The organism is Streptomyces sp. NPDC001156 (assembly GCF_053598275.1).
The window spans coordinates 34,860-51,629 of the sequence record NZ_JBSFJX010000055.1 but is presented as its reverse complement, the minus strand read 5'-3'; the positions used below and the strand labels follow the sequence as shown (position 1 = coordinate 51,629).

Here is a 16,770-nt window from a genome sequence, read left to right as displayed (position 1 = left end):
GCCGTACAAAACCGGGCTGGTTTCAACCCGGCTGGTGTTGATCGTGTAAGAGCTGCTGGTCGCTGACCCGCAGCCAACGTGAGCCAGGAATCCCCTGCTTCAGCTGGGGGAGGATTCAAGGACGATGCGCTCTTCCAGGGGTTCGGCCCCGAGGTCACGTCCGGGCGCGACGCGGTGCGCGCCTACTACGACGCGGTAGCGGACGACCGCTCGGCCGACGTCACCGTCCTGAGCACGTACACCATCGGCGATCAGGCGGCCGGCGGCTTCGCGGACGTGACCTTCAAGGACCCGCACGGCTGGGAGGCGGCGGTCCATATGTCGCTGGTACTCCAGCGCGAGAACGACGCGTGGCGGATCCGGCAGTACCACGTGTCCCGGGTCATCACCGACCACTGAGACGCCTGCCCCAGCGGCGTGGACGGGAGTCAGAAGCCCTCGCGGATGCGGGCCTTGGCTCCGAGGGCGATGGTGAGTCGTGAGGGGTTGCGCCCCGTTCACGCGCCGGGTGCCCGCCCCTGCACACGACGGAAAAAGAGGGCGGAGGGCGAGCGATGGACATCAAGGGATCGGTGGCTCTCGTCACGGGCGCCAACCGCGGCATCGGCAGAGCATTCGCACGTGTGCTGCTCGACCACGGGGCGGTCAAGGTCTACGCCGCCGCGCGGGACCCCGAAAGCGTGACCGATGCCGATGTCACGCCGCTGCGTCTGGACGTCACCGATCACGATGAGGTCGCCGCGGCCGCCGGCACAGCGGGCGACGTGACGATCGTGATCAACAACGCCGGTGTGGGCGGCTGGGAGACCAAGCTCATCGAAGGCCCCTTCGACGGGGCCCGCCAGGCGCTCGAGGTCAACTTCTTCGGCACCTGGGCCATCGCCCGCGCCTTCGCCCCGGTTCTGGCCAGGAACGGGGGCGGCGCCCTGGTGAACATGCTGTCGGTGGCGTCCTGGCTCCCCCGGCCCGGATGGCCCGGGTACGCGGCGTCCAAGGCGGCCGAGTGGTCGCTGACCGGTGCGCTGCGCGAGGGGCTGCGGGACCAGGGCACCCTGGTCGTCGCAGTGCACGCCGGATTCGTGGAGACGGACCTGTCCTCCTGGGTGGACATGCCCAAGCTCAGCGCCGAGGACGTCGCCGAGCAGACCGTTCAGGCCCTGGCCGACGACCGGGTCGAGGTACTCGCCGACCAGCACACGAGGGAGGTCAAGGCCAACCTGTGCCGCCCCCTCGACGCCGAGCCTTTCTGAACGCCGGGGGCGGTCGGCCGGACTCCGGCGGCCGACCGCCGCACACGCCCCGCATAACCACGGGCCGCCCGCCGCGCGCAACGGCCTCGCACATCTCCTGTGCCTGGACCGGATTCGGATGACCAGCAGCGCGACCCGCAGTCTGCCCGCCGCCCGCCACGGCCCGCACCACACGGCAGCCTGATCACTCCCGCGCAACGGCCTCGCGCATCCCGGTGAGCCGCCCACCGGGCACCGGCGGCTGTCTACGACGCACACCGAGCTCCTCTCGATTCCGGGGACGACCCGCAAAATCCCGTAGTCCGTCCGCCGCACGCAGCGGCCCCGCACCATACGGCAGCCCAGTCCCTCACGCGCAACGGCCTCGCACCTCACGTACGCCGCACGGCACACGCGTCACTCGCCCCGCACATCCCCCGCGCCGCACGCCAAGCGCATCACCTCGCCCCGCGCGTCCAGGCGCCGCTCGGCACACCCGTCACTGCCCTCGCGCCGCACCGCACACGCGTCACCTCGCCCCGCGCATCCAGGGGCCGCACGGCACACCCGTCACTGCCCCCGCCATATGTTGTCGAAGGCCGCCTTCTCTATGTCCCGCCGCTGCCGTACGGCCGTCAGTTCCGTCACCGCGTCGTCGACGGCGCCCAGTACCGTCGTCACCGCCTCGTCGGTGTCATCCGGGAGTCCGTCGGCCGGCATCTCACGGATCCCCGCGGTCGCGGCGAGCGTGGCCAGTACGGGCTCCCCGGCGGCCCAGCGGTCCGTCGCCTCCCGCCGGGCGGGCGAGTCGATCAGCACCGCCTCACCGGTCCAGGACGGCAGCCAGCGACGGCGCTGCCGGGCGAACAGCCCCTCCTCCTCGAAGGCGGCCAGATACGCCGAGGACAGACCGCGCCCTCGGCGCCACAGCCAGTCCTCGACCGACTCGTACGGGCTCTGCCGGACGAGTGACGACGCGGCCTCCTGCAGCATGCGGTCGTCCGTCACCGGCGGGTCGGCCGGGACGAGCAGGTCCCCGTCCAGCGAAACGGCACGGGCGTCCATGAGGTCGAGCAACTCCGCCCCCGCGAGCGAAAGCGACAGGTCACCCGGTTCGGCAGGACGGCCCGGGGCAGCGTCCAGGGCGACGATGAGCAGGTCCCGTGCGATGGTCATGCGTGGCTCCACGTCTCGGACTTGGTGGCAGCGCGACGCTGAGCGCCGGCCCCGTCAGCCCGACCCTAACGCGACCGGCTCAGGTGCGGTCCGTCGAGGCCGGAGCGGCCTCGACGGCTGTCGACGGGTGCTTGGAACCACCGTGCCGTACGCCCGCCGTGGGGTGCGGGAATCCGATCCGGAGCACTCCCGACGCGAGGGCGGCGGCGAGGACCACGGCAGCGGCCAGTAGCAGGGCCCGCTGGTAACCGTGCTGGAGCAGCGGGGCGACGACCAGCGGACCGAGGATCTGGCCCACCGAGTACCCGGTGGTCAGCAGGGCGACGGACCGCGGATACCGCAGCTGGTCGCCCGTCGCCAGCGCGAGGGTGCTGACACCGATGAAGGTGGCGCCGAACAGCAGCCCGGAGACCAGCGCGGCCGCCACCGACCCGAGCACCGCGGGCAGCGCGATACCGACCGCCTGGACGAGGAGTGCGGCCAGCAGCAGGTCGGGGCGCGACCAGCGGCGCCCCAGCCGGGCCCACAGGGCCGCTGACGGCACGGCGGCGAGACCGACCAGCACCCAGGCGCCGGCGCCGACCCAGCCCGGTGAGTTCTGCCCGATCGCGGCGACGAGGAAGGTGCCCGCCACGATGTAGCCGACGCCTTCGAGCGTGTAGCTGACGAACAGCGCACCGAACCAGCGGTGGGTGGACGTCCTGGGACGCCGGGCCGTGGCACCTTCGACGGACGGGGGCGTCTGCTCGGGACGCAGGTCCCAGGAGACGGCGGCGAGTGCGGCGCAGAGCGCGGCCGAGGCCCACCAGGCGGCCTGCCAGTCGGCGGCGGTGCGCAGTACGAGAACCAGCAGCCCGGACAGCGCGATACCCGCGCCGACTCCGCCGAACGCCCAGCCGGGCAGATGGGCGGGGTGCTCGCCGAGGTGGCTGAGGAGGGAGTTCGCCGCGATGACGAAGATCAGGGCGCTGGCGATCCCGGCCAGCAGCCGCAGTACGAGCCACACGGCCGTGCTGTGCGTCGCGGGCATCCCGGCCAGGGTGAGGGTCAGAGCGACCAGGCAGGCCCGCAGGGCGAGGGGTGAGCGGATCAGCGCGGGCGCGAGGATGCCCATCAGGGCACCGATGAGATAGCCGGCGTAGTTGGCGGTGGCCAGGTTCGCGCCCGCGCTCGCGGACAGCCCGGCCTGGGCGTGCATGAGAGGAAGGATCGGCGTGTAGACGAACCGGCCGACTCCCATACCGGCCGCGAGTGCGGCGGCCGCCCTGGCGACGTGCGCCCAGGGTGAGTTCACGGGGATGTTCGTTCCGGTGGCTGAAGGGCGCTGGGTGCGCGCACTCATGAGGGAGTCCTCTGGAGGTGGTCCGGGGAGCGTGGATCCGCAGGCGTCGCCGGCCTTCGCCACCGGGGGCGTGAGGGGGCGGGGCTTCGGGGTCAGGACGCCGAGCCGGTCCGGCCAGGATCGTTGGGGTGGGATTCGAGCGGCGTGACGGTGAAGGTCATCCACGGATTCAGCGGCAGCGTGCCGAGCACCTTCTCGTGCAGTTGTGCCTCGTCGGCGGCACGCCAGATCCCGTAGCTGCGCATCTCGCCGACCGGGCGCCACAGCCGCACGAGGTGGCCGGTGGCGGCGAGTTCCCTCGCGCGCTCGGCTTCGGCCGCGCGCCGTCGGTCGACCTCTTCCTGGCTGGTGCCCTCGGGAACCGTGGTGGTGATCTCGACCAGGAACTCACGCATGCTCATCGCTCTCCAAAGGGGGTGGGCAGGCCCCCGTGGGACCGGGGGTGCCGAGGCATGGTCACGAGCCCATCGTGTCCCCGCAGCCGCGAACGGCGCCACGACCGGCCGTCTCGCTGCTGGAAGGCGCAACCTCTCAGCGCCGTAGCATGGCGAGCGTGGAACTGCGCCAACTGCGGTACTTCCTCGCGGTCGCCGAGGAGCTGAACTTCGGCCGGGCCGCCGAGCGGCTGCTGATCGCCGGTCCTTCGCTGTCACAGCAGATCAAGGCGCTGGAACGCGACCTCGGTGTGAAGCTCTTCGACCGTGACCGCCGTTCGGTGTCGCTGACCGCGGCCGGGTCGGCCCTCCTGCCGCACACCCGCGCCCTGGTGGAGCGGGCGGACGACCTCAAGCGGCGTGCCGGTCTCCTCGCCGGCTCGGAGGCGGTACGGCTCGGTTACGTCAACTGGCTGCCCCCGGACTTGACCACCCGTACCGCCTCCGTGGCCCAAGTGCACCTTGACGCGTGGGTCGCACCCTCGCACACCCAGGCCGCCAGGGTCGCTGACGGCAGCCTCGACATCGCCGTGTGCTGGATACGCCACGAGGATCTGGAGCGCCTGGGTCTCAAGGCCCGGCTCATCGGCGCGGACCGGCTGTACGCCGTGGCCGCCGGTGCCGCAGAGGGCGATGTACGGGTCCGGGACACGGCGGTTCTGATCGACGCGGACACCACGTCCTGGGCGTCCTGGAACGTATTCGCCGAGGAACTGTGCGAGGACACAGGTGCCCGGGCCGTCCCCATCACCGACGGCGGCATCACCGGTCCCGCCTTCTTCGACCATGTGCGCCGCTGCCGCCGTCCCGTGATCAACTCCCCGAAGGGCCAGACCACTTCCCTGCCGCCCGACCTGGTAGCGCGCCCCCTGGTCGGCCCGAAGGTCTACTGGACGTGGTCGCTGGTGTGGCGCGGCGGCGAGCAGCGCACATCGGTCCTGGCCGTGGTGGACGCCCTGACCGAGGGGGTCGGCGATCTGGGCATCCACGCCCCGGACGCCTGGCTGCCCGACAGCGACCCCTACAGACTCTGACGGCCCCGGAGACCGGGGCCGCCCAGAACATCCGGCCGCGCTCGGCCATCGCCGGGCGGCCTCGGCACCGGCCGCATCGCCGCCGGTGGACCGGGCGTCTCAGGAAGCCATGTCGAGGACCATGCGGAAGCGGGCGTCTCCGGAGAGCATCCGCTCGTAGGCGTCCATCGCCCGCTCGAACGGCAGTGTCTCCGCCATCGGCCGGATGTCCTGCGCCAGGCAGTAGGCGAGGTTGTCCTCGTTCTCGATGGACGACCCGGTGAGGCTGCCGGTGATGCTGCGCGTGCCGAAGATCAGGCTGGGCGTGGACACCGAGATGGGGTCGGGTGCGGCGCCGACCACGACCAGCTTTCCACCCGGCGCGAGGCCGTCGACCAGGGGGCTCATGGAGGCGCCGCTCGACGCGGTGGCGACGACGAGCGCCGCGCCGCCCAGGTTCCGCAGGGCCGCGGCGGGGTCCTCACGGGTGCTGTCGATGTACTCGTGGGCGCCCAGTTCCCGTGCCAGCTTCTCCTTGTCGGTCCCGCGCGCGATGGCGGCGACGCGGTACCCGAGACTGCGGGCGTACTGCAGGGCCAGGTGCCCCAGTCCGCCGATGCCCTGCACGGCCACCAGGCTGCCCGCCCGGGTGGCCTTCTGCTGGAGGGCGATGAACGTGGTCAGGCCCGCGCACAGCAGCGGCGCGGCCTCGGCGGCGGTCAGGCCGTCGGGGATCCGGACGAGGCCGCTGGCTCGTGCGTAGACCACCTCGGCGTAGCCGCCGTCGACGGTGGTTCCGGTCTGTGCCTGGTTGACGCAGTTGACGAAGTCGCCGCGGCGGCACGGCTCGCACTCCCAGCACTGGCCGCCGAGGAACCCGACGCCGACCCGGTCGCCAGGCCGCCAGGCGCTGACGCCGGGGCCCACCGCGTCGATCACCCCGACGATCTCGTGTCCGGGCACGAGCGGCTGCGAGGGGTCGGGGCGCAGGCCCTCTACCGCCAGCACGTCGGTGTGGCAGACGCCGCACGCCTCCACCCGCAGCCGGACGTGCCCGGGTGTGGGCTCCACCAGTTCACGTTCCACCAACCGCAGTTGGTGGACACCGGTGGCCTCGAAGGCTCGATAAGTGGACATGTCGATACTCCTGAATAGCCTGTCGGTCCCGTGAACCGAACAGTGGATGTGAGGGGGCCGCCGGCGCTCGGCACTCAGTGCAGGACGACGCCGAAGACCATGTGGAAGAAGCTGTCGAAGGGAACGGAGGACTTGTCGGCGCGGGCGACGAGCAGCGTGCCCTCCCAGGCGCTGAGGGTGAACCGCGCGGCGTCGTCGGCATCGAGGCCGGCAGAGACTTCTCCCGCTTCCCGCGCTTCGGCCAGCACCTGGGCGATCAGGGCGGCCCATTCGTCGAAACCCCGCCGCACCGCGGCCCTGATCACTTCGTTGTGATCGGCGACCTCGGCCGCGAAGTTGCCCACGAGACACCCTTGCGAGAACCCGCTGTCGACGACGAGCCGCCGGAGGAGGTCGAAGTGCGCCCGCAACCGCTCAAGGGGGGATCGCCCGGGTGCGGTGAGGATGTCGAACCGCAGCCCGGCGCCGTAGCGGTCCAGCGCCTCCAGCGCGCTCTCCTCCTTGCTGGAGAAGTGGTTGTAGAACGACCCCTTCGGGGCTCCGGCGGCCGCGGTGATGTCGTTGATGCCGGTCGCATGGAAGCCACGCAGGTGGAACTGCTCAAGGGCCGCCTGCGCGATCTGCTCGCGCTTGGACGCTCGCGCCATGGGGTGTCACCTCGTTCTGCCGCATCAATATGGCCGGTCTACTTGAAACTAATATGACCAGTCTACTTGGATTCGTCAAGCTCCCTCGGCATCCTCACCGGACACCACTCGACCGGAACCGCAGAGACTCGAAATCGGCGCTACGGGACCCGAGCCCGACGGCTCCGTGCGCTGTCGCCACCGACCCCGCCCGAACATGGGCGGCGCCCGGTCAACCGGACAGCGCCCCGCCCTCCGCAGGTGCAGGGGCGCCACGGCCGTCTTTGAGCACGAACTCCACATCGTCGAGCTCGACGGCCTCGCCATGATCGTCCACGAATGCGACACCCAAGGGCCGCAGCGTGCTGCGGCTGCGACGCAGGGCACTGGGTCCGCTCACGGGCGGACGGTGCCGGTCCCCCCATTGCTGGATCGCGCCGAGCACCACCAGCAACTCACGCCCGGCCGGCGTCAGGTGGTAGTCGAACCGGGCCCGGCGCCCCGGCTCCTGATAGGTGCGACGCTCCATCACACCGCCCTCCACCAGCGCCGCGAGGCGCTGCGTGAGCAGGTCGGTGGCAATGCCCAGGGCGTCGCGGAAGTCGCTGAACCGGGTCACGCCCCCCATGGCCTCGCGAATGACGAGCAGGGTCCAACGGTCCCCGAGGAGGCCCAGGCTCCGCTCGATGGAGCAGACGGGCTGGTCCGGAGTGATCTCAGGTCGCTTCGCTCTGGCCATGGTGACCAACCTACATGACTTGGAGAATCCAATCCACGTGCTAGCTTGGAAGAACCAATTCAGCCAGGGCTCATGGCGTCCTGGCTCTGAGCCGGGAGGCGACCCATGCGCATCAACGGACAGACAGCCCTGGTCACGGGCGCGAACCGCGGTATAGGCGCGGCTCTGAGCCAGGCCCTTCTGGACCGCGGCGCCGCCAAGGTGTACGCGGCGGTGCGCAACCCGGAGACCGTGACCGACCCCCGGCTGACACCGCTGCGGCTGGACGTGACCGACCCCCGGGAGGTCGCGGCGGCGGCCGAGGCCGCCCAGGACGTCACGATCGTGATCAACAACGCCGGTCAGACCAGTGGCGGTACCCGCCTCCTGGACGGCGACCTCGACGGCGCCCGCCGTGCGATGGAGGTCAACTTCTACGGCACCTGGTCGGTCTCCCGCGCCTTCGCTCCGGTCCTCGCGGCGCGCGGGGGCGGAGCGCTGGTGAACGTGCTGTCCGCGGCCTCCTGGTGGGCGATCGAGGGGGCACCCGGATATTCGGCCTCCAAGGCGGCGCAGTGGTCGCTGACCAACGCGCTCCGCCAGGGTCTGCGCAAGCAGGGAACCCAGGTGCTGGGCGTGCACTGCGCCTTCGTCGACACGGACCTCAGCGCGGGAGTGGACGCCCCGAAGCTGAGTGCGGACGAGGTGGCCGAGCAGACGCTTCGCGCGCTCGAGGACGACGCGAACGAAGTCCTCATCGACGAGTTCACCAGGAAGACCCGCGCGGCGCTCGCCGGCGGCATCGCGGGACTGCACGAGATCGGTTTCTGATCCGGCCGCTCTTTACGTTCGCGGTCGGCGGCGCGGCTTCCGGCCGCCCCGCCGACCGTCCGGGCCGCGGCTTGCGGCCCTTGGCGATCAGGACACCGCTCGCGATGATGCGGCCTGCGTGTGCCACCGGACCGGCCGGACCGGTTCGGGCGACCGGGCGCCACAAGGGCGACGGCCCCGCCCCGGCCGCAGCGGATGCGGCCCCGGCGGGGGACGCCGATGCTGAAGGAAGGGGGAAGACCCAGGAAGACCTGGGAAAACCCGCAAGGAGGCCACCATGTCCGTGATGGACAAGCTCAAGCGGATCCTGACGGGCCACGGGGAACACATGGGCGAGGGCGCCGAAAAGGCCGACCGCATCGCCGAGGACAAGACCCGGGGCATGACCGGCGGTCAGGTGGACAAGGGCCCCGACGCCCTCAGGGACCAGATGCGGCCCCCGCAGGACCGGGACAACCCGCCGCAGCCGTAGACAGCGAACTGACACGGCGTCACGTTCGCGGACCCCCTCACCGGGCGTCCGCGGCGAGGCTCTAACGTGTGCCGCGTGACTGCCTTTGCCGACGAAGACATCCCCGGTCGCTACGGCCCCTTCGCGACCACCGAGGCCGACCCCCGTCAGGTGGGACGGGTGAGGACCGAGTACTCCCCCGCGCACGACGGCGACCCCGACCCCGGGGAAATCGTCTGGACCTGGGTGCCGTTCGAGGAGAACGACGGACGGGGCAAGGACCGTCCGGTCCTCGTGGTCGCCCGGGAGGCGTCCGGCACGCTGCTCGCCGTGCAGTTGTCCAGCAAGCAGCACGACCACGACCGGGAGTGGGTGGCGATAGGCAGCGGGCCCTGGGACCGGTCGGGGCGCGACTCGTGGGTGGATGTCGACCGCGTGCTGCGACTGCACGAGAACGGAATGCGGCGCGAAGCGTGCGCGCTGGACCGGATGCGGTTCAACCTCGTCGTGCACCGGCTGCGGGAAAGGTACGGCTGGAACTGAGCGGCGAGGTCACGGGACGCACACGTCGGCGAAGGCCTGTGCGAACGCGGCCCGTGTCGTCGTGCCCGGCGTGCGGTCCAGCACGCCGAAGACGATTTCCTCGAACCGCCCCTCAGCCAGCAGTTCCCGAAACGCCCCGGCCACCTGTGCCGGGTCGTTCTGGAACACCCCACAGCCCAGCTTGGCCTCCGAGAGGTCTTTCCGGCCTGGCTTTGCCTGAGCCTGAGCGTTGACCGCTTTCGCTGCCATCCCCACCACTTCACGGAAATGGCCGCTGCTCCACAGTCCTTGGACGCTGCCCCATACCCATGGATGAAGGGTTACTGCGGGCGACAGCGCCCGGACCCCGCACAGACCGGGCAGTTGTCGGCGTCGAGGCGGTTGTTCATGTTGATGGGGACCTTTGAATCTCCCCATTCTGTGCTCGCGGGTTGGCCAGACTCGCTCGGTTGATCTCCCCAGTCGATATTGCGGCGGATGATGCAGGAAGGGAACGACGATTCGCTACCGGCCGTCACTCAGCACTGCTCGAAGCCGGGGGTCAGGTCGACGTCGGTGAGGGTCAGGTGCGCGGCATCCGCGCGCCCCCACCGAAGCCACCCGTACCCTTGGGGCCCCGCTGGCGGGCTCTCACCCGAGTCACTGTCATCACTGGTGCTGAAGGGCGCGGGGTGGGCGATGACCGCGACGGGGGATGACCGCACGGCATGCCCGAGGTCTGCTGTGGTTTAGCGCAGACGTACGGTGGCTGTTGAATGCCACTGTAAACCGGGCGCCGACGAACCAGGCGTTACGAGAGAACTGCGCCCTGCCGAACCAGGTGTCGCCGAACAACTGTGAGATCTGGGGGCGTGAGTCGAGTGTGTGAGACCTCGCCCGCTCCCCTGGATTGTCGCTCTGAACTGCCAGAAGACGCTTATGTCCCGATCTTGATAGCCCCTGCTGGGACTACACGGTCCATGTAGAACAGGTCACGTTGCGCACGGTGGTGGTCGTAGAACTCCCTGACCTCACGGACGCACGCGTACAGCGCGGAGGCCCGGCACAAGGCCTCCTCCTGGGCCTGCGCGCCGTTCAGACAGCCACCGCCCGGATTGCGCGCGGAGGCGAAGTTCAGCGCGGCCACCCGCTCACCCGAACGGCTCAGCAGGGCGCCGGGCGGCCTTCAGACTGCTCTCCCCGGTCACCTCGAAGACCGTCGGGACGGTGCTGGGCCGCGGTGTCCGCACCGGATCCGGTCCGAACACACGCGTGCCACTCCGCGCGGCCTCGACCGCCGCGGCGATGGCCACCTTCCGCACGATAGGCGCCCGCAGCGACGATCTCCTCCGTCTGCTGCGCGATTCCCCGCAGGCGCGCGCTCACGGCGTCACCCCCGTGGGCGCCGTGAGCGCAGCGCGCACGGCCTCCTCCGGTCCACCACCGGTCTCCCCCGTCGTGCTCACGCAGGAATGGTGAGCGATCCTGGACCTGCGCCGCAACAGAGTTTCCCGCCCCCGAAAACAACCGATTTCGCCCCGACCAACAGAAAGCGATGGCACCGCAAAGCCCACTGGGCACCCTTGTGCGAATCGACGCCAAGGTCTTGGGTGGGACGAGTGAAATCGGCCCGGTCGATCAGGCACCGGGTCGAAGGCATGGTGGAATCTCAGGAGGATCCCGACATGTCCGATTCGGTGAGTGACTGTACGGAGCCCCGCTCCGCCGTCACCGACGCCGAGGTGGAGGCGCTGGTCCGCGGCATCTGCTTCAAGACCGGACCGCCCCGCTCGCTCGGTGTCGAGGTGGAATGGCTCGTCCACGAGCTGCGGAAACCGTGGCTCCCTGTACCACCCGAACGTCTACGAGCGGCCTACGCCGCACTGCGGTCCCTGCCCCTGAGTTCGGCGCTCACCGTCGAACCCGGCGGCCAGCTGGAGCTCAGCTCAGCTCCGGCCGCCTCCCTGATGGAGTGCATAGGGGCCGTCTCCGCCGACCTTGAGGCGGTCCGCGTGCTGCTGCGCGAGGCCGATATCGGCCTCAGCGGCTACGGCCAGGATCCCTGGAACCCTCCACGTCGCTTCCTTCGTGAGCCACGCTACGACGCCATGGAGCGGTACCTGGATCGCACCGGCCCCGAGGGCCGTTTCATGATGTGCTCCTCCGCCTCCGTCCAGGTGTGCCTGGACGCCGGATACGAGGAGCCGGGCCCCCTCGGGCACGGGCGGCGCTGGTGGCTGGCGCACCAGCTGGGCGCGGTGCTGGTCGCCGCGTTCGCGCACTCTCCGCTGTCACGCGGCCGGCCCACGGGCTGGCGCTCGACGCGGCAGTTCGTGTGGGCCGCCATGGAACCGGGGCGCAGCAGCGCTCCGCCCCTCGGCGGCGACCCCAGGGTCGCGTGGGCCCGGCATGTGATGGACGCGCCCGTGATGTGCGTCCGGGCCGAGACCGGCCCCTGGCGTGTGCCGGACGGTATGAGTTTCCGGGCCTGGACCCGGTCAGCGGACCCGCCGGGCCGCAGTGACCTCGACTACCACCTCACCACGCTGTTTCCTCCGGTACGACCCCGCGGGCATCTTGAATTTCGCATGATCGACGCCCAGCCGGGCGACGACGGATGGATCGTGCCGCTCGCCGTGACGACCGCGCTCTTCGACGATCCGCAGGCCGCCGAGACCGCCTACCGGACGGTGAAACCCCTGGCGGAGCGGGCTGGTTCACTTCCGGCTCCGTGCAATCCGCTGTGGGTCGCCGCCGCCCGCGACGGTCTCAGCGACCCCGAGCTGCACGAGGCCGCCGTCGCCTGTTTCGCGGCCGCGGCCGAGGCGCTGCCCCGGCTCGGCGCCACGGCCCGCGTCCGGCGCCTGGTCGCGGAGTTCACCGACCGCTACGTGGCCCGGGGCCGCTGCCCCGCCGACGATCTGCTGCTCCAGTTCCACGGGAAGGACACCCGTTCCGGCGGGGAGGACACCCGGTTCCACGGGAAGGACATCCGCACATGACCGACGAGCGGTCACCGACAGACTCCGAGAAGCTCCGGGAGCGCGTACTGGACGCGCTGACCACGGCCCGCGACCGTACGGCGCTCCTGACCACCTGCGTCGACGAACCCGACCTCATGGCCCAGCACTCACCGCTGATGTCACCGCTGGTGTGGGACCTCGCGCACATAGGCAACCAGGAAGAGCTGTGGCTGCTGCGCACGGTCGCGGGACGCGAGGCCATGCGACCCGAGATCGACGGGATCTACGACGCCTTCGAGCACCCGCGCGCCGCGCGGCCCACGCTCCCGCTGCTGCCGCCCACGGAGGCCCGGCGGTACGCCGCCGAGGTGCGCGGCCGGGCCCTGGACGTGCTGGAGAGCACGCCGTTCGAGGGCCGGCGCCTGACCGAGGCGGGCTTCGCCTTCGGCATGATCGCCCAGCACGAACAGCAGCACGACGAGACGATGCTGATCACGCATCAGCTCCGCCGCGGGCCGGGGGCGCTCACCGCACCCGATCCGGAGCCGGTGGCGCCGTACGACGGTCCCTCCGAAGTCCTCGTGCCCGGCGGCCCGTTCACGATGGGCACCTCGACCGAGCCGTGGGCACTGGACAACGAACGGCCCGCGCACGAGCGTCTGGTCCCCGGCTTCTACATCGATGCCACCCCGGTCACGAACGCCGCCTACCAGGCGTTCATCGAGGACGGGGGGTACGGCGAAGAGCGCTGGTGGACCCCTGAGGGGTGGGCGCACATCCGCACCAACGACCTCGAGGCCCCGCTGTACTGGCGGCGCGAGGGCGGGCAGTGGCTGCGGCGGCGCTTCGGGACCACCGAGGTGGTGCCGCCCGACGAGCCCGTCCTGCACGTGTGCTGGTACGAGGCGGACGCGTATGCGCGCTGGGCGGGGCGCCGGCTGCCCACCGAGACGGAGTGGGAGAAGGCGGCGCGCCACGACCCGGACACCGGCCGGTCCCGCCGCTACCCGTGGGGGGACGCCGACCCGGGACCCGAGCACGCCAACCTCGGCCAGCGTCATCTGCGTCCGGCGCCGGCCGGCAGCTACCCGGCGGGCGCCTCACCGCTCGGCGTGCGGCAGTTGATCGGCGACGTGTGGGAGTGGACGGCGAGCGACTTCCTGCCGTACCCGGGGTTCACCGCGTTCCCGTACAAGGAGTACTCGGAGGTCTTCTTCGGGCCCGAGTACAAGGTGCTGCGCGGCGGTTCGTTCGCCGTGGACCAGGTGGCCTGCCGCGGCACGTTCCGCAACTGGGACTATCCGATCCGGCGGCAGATCTTCTCCGGATTCCGTACGGCGAGGGATGTCTGATGTGCCGTCATCTTGCTTTTCTCGGAGCCGAGGAGCCCCTCGGCCGGATCCTCATGGAGCCTGGGCACAGCCTCTACCGGCAGTCGTGGGCGCCGCGCAGGCAGCGCTACGGGACGGTCAACGCCGACGGCTTCGGGGTCGGTTGGTACGCCGCCGGCGATCCGGTACCGGCCCGGTACCGCCGGATGGGACCCATCTGGAGCGACCCGTCCTTCGCCGATCTGGCGCGGGTCGTGCGCTCCGGCGCGTTCCTGGCCGCCGTGCGCGACGCCACCGAAGGGTGTGCCGCAGGGGAGGCCGCCGCCGCCCCGTTCGCCGCGGGCCGGTGGCTGTTCAGCCACAACGGAGCCGTCACCGACTGGCCCCGTTCGGTCGCGGACCTCACCCGCACCCTGCCGCCCGCCGAGTTGCTGTCGCTGGAGGCGCGAACCGACTCGGCGCTGGTCTGGGCGCTCGTACTGAACCGGCTGCGCACCGGCGACGAGGCGGGACAGGCGCTGGCCGACACCGTGCTGGAGATCGGCGAGGCGGCCCCCGGCTCCCGGCTCAACCTGCTGCTCACCAACGGGGAGACGATCGCCGCCACCGCGTGGGGGGACACGCTCTGGTACCTGGCCGAGCCCGGCCGCACCGTCGTGGCCTCCGAGCCCTACGACGACGACCCCCAATGGCAGGAGGTGCCCGACCGCACACTGCTCGCGGCCACGCGCACCGACGTCCTGCTCACCCCCCTCAAGGATCTCCGCGACGACATGGCATCCGTACCACGCGAGGAGCCGAGCACGTGAGCCCGTTCCATCTCACCCGCACCCTTCCCGAGGACGCCACGGACGCCGCGCTGCGCGCCGATGTGCTCCACGGCCTCACCCACATGCCCAAGACACTGCCGCCGAAGTGGTTCTACGACGCTCACGGCAGCAACCTGTTCGAAAAAATCACCGAACTGCCCGAGTACTACCCCACGCGCGCCGAGCGGGAGATCCTGATCGCCCGCGCCGGGGAGATCGCGTCCGCGACCGGCGCCCGCACGCTGGTGGAGCTGGGCTCCGGCTCCTCCGAGAAGACCCGGTACCTGCTGGACGCGCTGACCGGCCTCGACACCTATGTGCCGGTCGATGTGAGCGAGAGCGCGCTCACCCAGGCCGGCCATGCGCTGATCGCCGAGCGGCCCGGGCTGAACGTCCACGCGCTCATCGCCGACTTCACCGCCGGCCTGGAGCTGCCGGACACACCTGGGCCGCGCCTGGTGGCGTTCCTGGGCGGCACGATCGGCAACCTGGTGCCGGACGAGCGGGCGGCGTTCCTGACGTCCGTACGCTCGCTCCTAGCGCCCGCAGACGCGCTGCTGCTCGGCACCGACCTGGTCAAGGACGAGTCGGTGCTGGTGGCGGCGTACGACGACGCGGCCGGGGTGACCGCCGAGTTCAACAAGAACGTGCTGACCGTCGTCAACCGTGAGCTGGGGGCCGACTTCGACCCCGGCACGTTCGCCCATGTGGCCCTGTGGGACCCCGAGAACGAGTGGATCGAGATGCGGCTACGGGCGCTCAGGGCGCAGACCGTGAAGGTCCCCGCCCTCGACCTGGCCGTGGACTTCATGCGCGGCGAGGAACTGCGCACCGAGGTGTCGGCCAAATTCCGAAAAGACGGTGTGCGTCGCGAACTCGCCGCAACGGGGCTGGCGTTGACCCACTGGTGGACGGACGCGGAGGGGAGGTTCGCGCTGTCGCTGAGCGTGGCGCGCTGACCGGGCCGGTCCCGGATGACGCCGGCTCGTGCGTCGCCCGGTGACGGGCGCGCGGTCTGCCGCCGGCGCGTATCCGGGTGTTGCGCCGGGAGGGGCGGATCCCGCTGCCCAAGCGGGATCCGCCCCTCCCGGCGCGTTCGCCACGGGCGCCTTGAACGGTTCTACGCACCGTCCGTGGCCCCCTGCACGACCCCATGTCTCGCGATCCGCCGCATCGTACGGCACGGTGGAGTGACGTGTGACACAGCCGCCACGCGGAGAGGAGCACCCGCATGACCGACCACACCTACCGGGTCACCGAGATCGTCGGCAGCTCGCCCGAGGGCGTCGACCAGGCCGTTCGCAATGCGATCGCCCGTGCCTCACAGACCCTGCGCAACCTGGACTGGTTCGAGGTCACTCAGGTCAGGGGCCGTATCGAGAACGGCGAGATCGAGCACTACCAGGTCGGCCTGAAGGTGGGCTTCCGCATCGAGGGCGGCGAGTAGCGGGACCCGTCAGGTGCGCCCCTGCCGCTCCTGCGCGTCCTTGAGCGCGACGGAAGGGGTTCCCCAGCGCGCGCGTACGACGGGGAAGCCCGCCCGTTCCGCGTCGTGGCAGACCAGTTCGTCGTCGTCCACGAGCATGCGGATCTCACTGCCACGGGCCAGCTCGTGCAGAATCTCCAGCTTGGTGAAGCGGGCGGGCCTGCGGTCGGTGTCCGGCCGCATGTACAGGCGCCCCTCGGGCAGGCCGTGGGTGGTGAGCCACTCAAGGGTGTCGTTCCGGTAGCGCGCGGGCCGCCCGGTCAGATAGACGATCTCGCACGACTCGGCGGTCTCCCGGGCCAGCGCGACGCCCTCGGCCAGCGGAGGGTCCTGCGGCGCGGCCGCGAAGAACGCCGCCCAGTCCCGCGGTTGCGCCTCCAGGAAGCGCTGCCTGTGCGCGGTGTCGGCGAGGGTGTTGTCGAGATCGAATACGGCGACCGGCCTGCTGTTGTCCGTCACCCGGCCCACTCTAGGGTGATCGGCGAGGTCCCCCGGACGAACCGCCCGTCCAGCCGCCCCCCGGTCGCCCCGGGTTCACGCTGTTCGACAGCAATGCACACGGCCTCCACCTCCACAGACCACCACTGGGCGAGTCGCCGGTGTGCACCGCCTGACCCCCGAGGGCGCCGGACTTCCCCCTGCGTGACCCCGTTCCCCCCTCGTGACCAGGCATGTTTCACCCCGTTCAGTACTGACTCACGC

At 70.9% G+C, this 16,770-nt stretch carries 19 protein-coding genes and 1 pseudogene; 11 read left to right on the top strand and 9 right to left on the bottom strand.

Annotation, left to right across the window (positions count from 1 at the left end; all coding sequences use genetic code 11):
• Positions 1-78: 78 nt before the first annotated feature.
• Both ACWDA7_RS24845 and ACWDA7_RS24840 read left to right on the top strand, forming a co-directional pair.
• Positions 79-399 carry a nuclear transport factor 2 family protein gene (locus ACWDA7_RS24845; protein ID WP_450606402.1) on the top strand — a complete coding sequence of 107 codons (321 nt, stop codon included), beginning with the start codon at positions 79-81 and terminating at the stop codon, positions 397-399.
• 155 nt (positions 400-554) lie between these two features.
• Positions 555-1,250 (top strand): SDR family oxidoreductase, encoded by a 696-nt coding sequence (locus tag ACWDA7_RS24840; RefSeq protein WP_450606401.1) that lies wholly within the window; start codon positions 555-557, stop codon positions 1,248-1,250.
• A 549-nt stretch (positions 1,251-1,799) separates the two neighbouring features.
• Here ACWDA7_RS24840 and ACWDA7_RS24835 read toward each other — a convergent pair.
• The 3 genes from ACWDA7_RS24835 to ACWDA7_RS24825 form a co-directional block, all read right to left on the bottom strand.
• A complete protein-coding gene (locus tag ACWDA7_RS24835; protein WP_359396013.1) occupies positions 1,800-2,405 on the bottom strand; it encodes a GOLPH3/VPS74 family protein in 606 nt (201 codons plus the stop codon).
• A gap of 79 nt (positions 2,406-2,484) precedes the next feature.
• A complete protein-coding gene (locus ACWDA7_RS24830; RefSeq protein WP_450606400.1) occupies positions 2,485-3,747 on the bottom strand; it encodes a YbfB/YjiJ family MFS transporter in 1,263 nt (420 codons plus the stop codon).
• A 92-nt stretch (positions 3,748-3,839) separates the two neighbouring features.
• Positions 3,840-4,142, bottom strand: coding sequence for a muconolactone Delta-isomerase family protein (locus ACWDA7_RS24825; RefSeq protein ID WP_450606403.1), 303 nt, complete (start codon positions 4,140-4,142; stop codon positions 3,840-3,842).
• 149 nt (positions 4,143-4,291) lie between these two features.
• Between ACWDA7_RS24825 and ACWDA7_RS24820 the strand changes: the two genes are divergently transcribed.
• Positions 4,292-5,215, top strand: coding sequence for a LysR family transcriptional regulator (locus ACWDA7_RS24820; protein ID WP_450606399.1), 924 nt, complete (start codon positions 4,292-4,294; stop codon positions 5,213-5,215).
• 99 nt (positions 5,216-5,314) lie between these two features.
• Here ACWDA7_RS24820 and ACWDA7_RS24815 read toward each other — a convergent pair whose 3' ends face one another.
• The 3 genes from ACWDA7_RS24815 to ACWDA7_RS24805 all read right to left on the bottom strand — a co-directional run bounded on the left by ACWDA7_RS24815 (position 5,315) and on the right by ACWDA7_RS24805 (position 7,696).
• Positions 5,315-6,331 (bottom strand): alcohol dehydrogenase, encoded by a 1,017-nt coding sequence (locus tag ACWDA7_RS24815; protein WP_450606398.1) that lies wholly within the window; start codon positions 6,329-6,331, stop codon positions 5,315-5,317.
• 74 nt (positions 6,332-6,405) lie between these two features.
• Positions 6,406-6,978 (bottom strand): TetR family transcriptional regulator C-terminal domain-containing protein, encoded by a 573-nt coding sequence (locus tag ACWDA7_RS24810; RefSeq protein ID WP_450606397.1) that lies wholly within the window; start codon positions 6,976-6,978, stop codon positions 6,406-6,408.
• A 211-nt stretch (positions 6,979-7,189) separates the two neighbouring features.
• Positions 7,190-7,696, bottom strand: coding sequence for a winged helix-turn-helix transcriptional regulator (locus ACWDA7_RS24805; RefSeq protein WP_450606396.1), 507 nt, complete (start codon positions 7,694-7,696; stop codon positions 7,190-7,192).
• Between the two features lie 105 nt (positions 7,697-7,801).
• Between ACWDA7_RS24805 and ACWDA7_RS24800 the strand changes: the two genes are divergently transcribed.
• The 3 genes from ACWDA7_RS24800 (at position 7,802) to ACWDA7_RS24790 (ending at position 9,500) form a co-directional block, all read left to right on the top strand.
• The gene (locus tag ACWDA7_RS24800; RefSeq protein ID WP_450606395.1) at positions 7,802-8,506 is read left to right on the top strand and encodes an SDR family oxidoreductase; all 705 of its coding nucleotides are present in this window, start codon (positions 7,802-7,804) and stop codon (positions 8,504-8,506) included.
• A 277-nt stretch (positions 8,507-8,783) separates the two neighbouring features.
• Positions 8,784-8,978, top strand: coding sequence for an antitoxin (locus ACWDA7_RS24795; RefSeq protein ID WP_450606394.1), 195 nt, complete (start codon positions 8,784-8,786; stop codon positions 8,976-8,978).
• A gap of 75 nt (positions 8,979-9,053) precedes the next feature.
• Complete coding sequence (locus ACWDA7_RS24790) at positions 9,054-9,500, top strand: type II toxin-antitoxin system PemK/MazF family toxin (protein WP_450606393.1); 447 nt, start codon at positions 9,054-9,056, stop codon at positions 9,498-9,500.
• 9 nt (positions 9,501-9,509) lie between these two features.
• On the opposite strand, the gene ACWDA7_RS24785 is transcribed toward ACWDA7_RS24790, so the two are convergent.
• Both ACWDA7_RS24785 and ACWDA7_RS24780 read right to left on the bottom strand, forming a co-directional pair.
• Positions 9,510-9,917 carry a TIGR02391 family protein gene (locus ACWDA7_RS24785; protein ID WP_450606392.1) on the bottom strand — a complete coding sequence of 136 codons (408 nt, stop codon included), beginning with the start codon at positions 9,915-9,917 and terminating at the stop codon, positions 9,510-9,512.
• Between the two features lie 508 nt (positions 9,918-10,425).
• Positions 10,426-10,865: pseudogene (locus ACWDA7_RS24780) on the bottom strand (TIGR02452 family protein); the annotation flags it as partial.
• Between the two features lie 299 nt (positions 10,866-11,164).
• Here ACWDA7_RS24780 and egtA point away from each other — a divergent pair.
• From egtA to ACWDA7_RS24755, 5 genes are all read left to right on the top strand, one after another.
• Complete coding sequence (egtA, locus tag ACWDA7_RS24775) at positions 11,165-12,481, top strand: ergothioneine biosynthesis glutamate--cysteine ligase EgtA (protein WP_450606391.1); 1,317 nt, start codon at positions 11,165-11,167, stop codon at positions 12,479-12,481.
• Positions 12,478-13,794: an ergothioneine biosynthesis protein EgtB gene (gene egtB, locus ACWDA7_RS24770; protein ID WP_450606390.1), complete on the top strand. Its 1,317-nt coding sequence runs from the start codon at positions 12,478-12,480 to the stop codon at positions 13,792-13,794. Before egtA ends, egtB begins: the two co-directional genes overlap by 4 nt.
• Positions 13,794-14,582 (top strand): ergothioneine biosynthesis protein EgtC, encoded by a 789-nt coding sequence (egtC, locus tag ACWDA7_RS24765; protein WP_450606389.1) that lies wholly within the window; start codon positions 13,794-13,796, stop codon positions 14,580-14,582. The genes egtB and egtC overlap by 1 nt, the downstream gene beginning before the upstream one ends.
• A complete protein-coding gene (gene egtD, locus ACWDA7_RS24760) occupies positions 14,579-15,541 on the top strand; it encodes an L-histidine N(alpha)-methyltransferase (protein ID WP_450606388.1) in 963 nt (320 codons plus the stop codon). The genes egtC and egtD overlap by 4 nt, the downstream gene beginning before the upstream one ends.
• 272 nt (positions 15,542-15,813) lie before the next feature.
• Positions 15,814-16,029: a dodecin gene (locus ACWDA7_RS24755; protein WP_359411925.1), complete on the top strand. Its 216-nt coding sequence runs from the start codon at positions 15,814-15,816 to the stop codon at positions 16,027-16,029.
• A 9-nt stretch (positions 16,030-16,038) separates the two neighbouring features.
• Here ACWDA7_RS24755 and ACWDA7_RS24750 read toward each other — a convergent pair whose 3' ends face one another.
• A complete protein-coding gene (locus ACWDA7_RS24750) occupies positions 16,039-16,527 on the bottom strand; it encodes a phosphatase domain-containing protein (RefSeq protein ID WP_359411927.1) in 489 nt (162 codons plus the stop codon).
• Positions 16,528-16,770 lie beyond the last annotated feature (243 nt).

Bases quoted from the DNA above. Each gene is read 5' to 3' on its own strand.
- ACWDA7_RS24825 (WP_450606403.1), bottom strand. From the start codon at position 4,142: ATGCGTGAGTTCCTGGTCGAGATCACCACCACGGTTCCCGAGGGCACC.
- egtB (WP_450606390.1), top strand. From the start codon at position 12,478: ATGACCGACGAGCGGTCACCGACAGACTCCGAGAAGCTCCGGGAGCGC.
- egtC (WP_450606389.1), top strand. From the start codon at position 13,794: ATGTGCCGTCATCTTGCTTTTCTCGGAGCCGAGGAGCCCCTCGGCCGG.
- ACWDA7_RS24795 (WP_450606394.1), top strand. From the start codon at position 8,784: ATGTCCGTGATGGACAAGCTCAAGCGGATCCTGACGGGCCACGGGGAA.
- ACWDA7_RS24755 (WP_359411925.1), top strand. From the start codon at position 15,814: ATGACCGACCACACCTACCGGGTCACCGAGATCGTCGGCAGCTCGCCC.
- ACWDA7_RS24805 (WP_450606396.1), bottom strand. From the start codon at position 7,696: ATGGCCAGAGCGAAGCGACCTGAGATCACTCCGGACCAGCCCGTCTGC.
- ACWDA7_RS24820 (WP_450606399.1), top strand. From the start codon at position 4,292: ATGGCGAGCGTGGAACTGCGCCAACTGCGGTACTTCCTCGCGGTCGCC.
- ACWDA7_RS24815 (WP_450606398.1), bottom strand. From the start codon at position 6,331: ATGTCCACTTATCGAGCCTTCGAGGCCACCGGTGTCCACCAACTGCGG.
- ACWDA7_RS24835 (WP_359396013.1), bottom strand. From the start codon at position 2,405: ATGACCATCGCACGGGACCTGCTCATCGTCGCCCTGGACGCTGCCCCG.
- ACWDA7_RS24810 (WP_450606397.1), bottom strand. From the start codon at position 6,978: ATGGCGCGAGCGTCCAAGCGCGAGCAGATCGCGCAGGCGGCCCTTGAG.
- ACWDA7_RS24800 (WP_450606395.1), top strand. From the start codon at position 7,802: ATGCGCATCAACGGACAGACAGCCCTGGTCACGGGCGCGAACCGCGGT.
- egtA (WP_450606391.1), top strand. From the start codon at position 11,165: ATGTCCGATTCGGTGAGTGACTGTACGGAGCCCCGCTCCGCCGTCACC.
- ACWDA7_RS24785 (WP_450606392.1), bottom strand. From the start codon at position 9,917: ATGGGGAGATTCAAAGGTCCCCATCAACATGAACAACCGCCTCGACGC.
- ACWDA7_RS24840 (WP_450606401.1), top strand. From the start codon at position 555: ATGGACATCAAGGGATCGGTGGCTCTCGTCACGGGCGCCAACCGCGGC.
- ACWDA7_RS24830 (WP_450606400.1), bottom strand. From the start codon at position 3,747: ATGAGTGCGCGCACCCAGCGCCCTTCAGCCACCGGAACGAACATCCCC.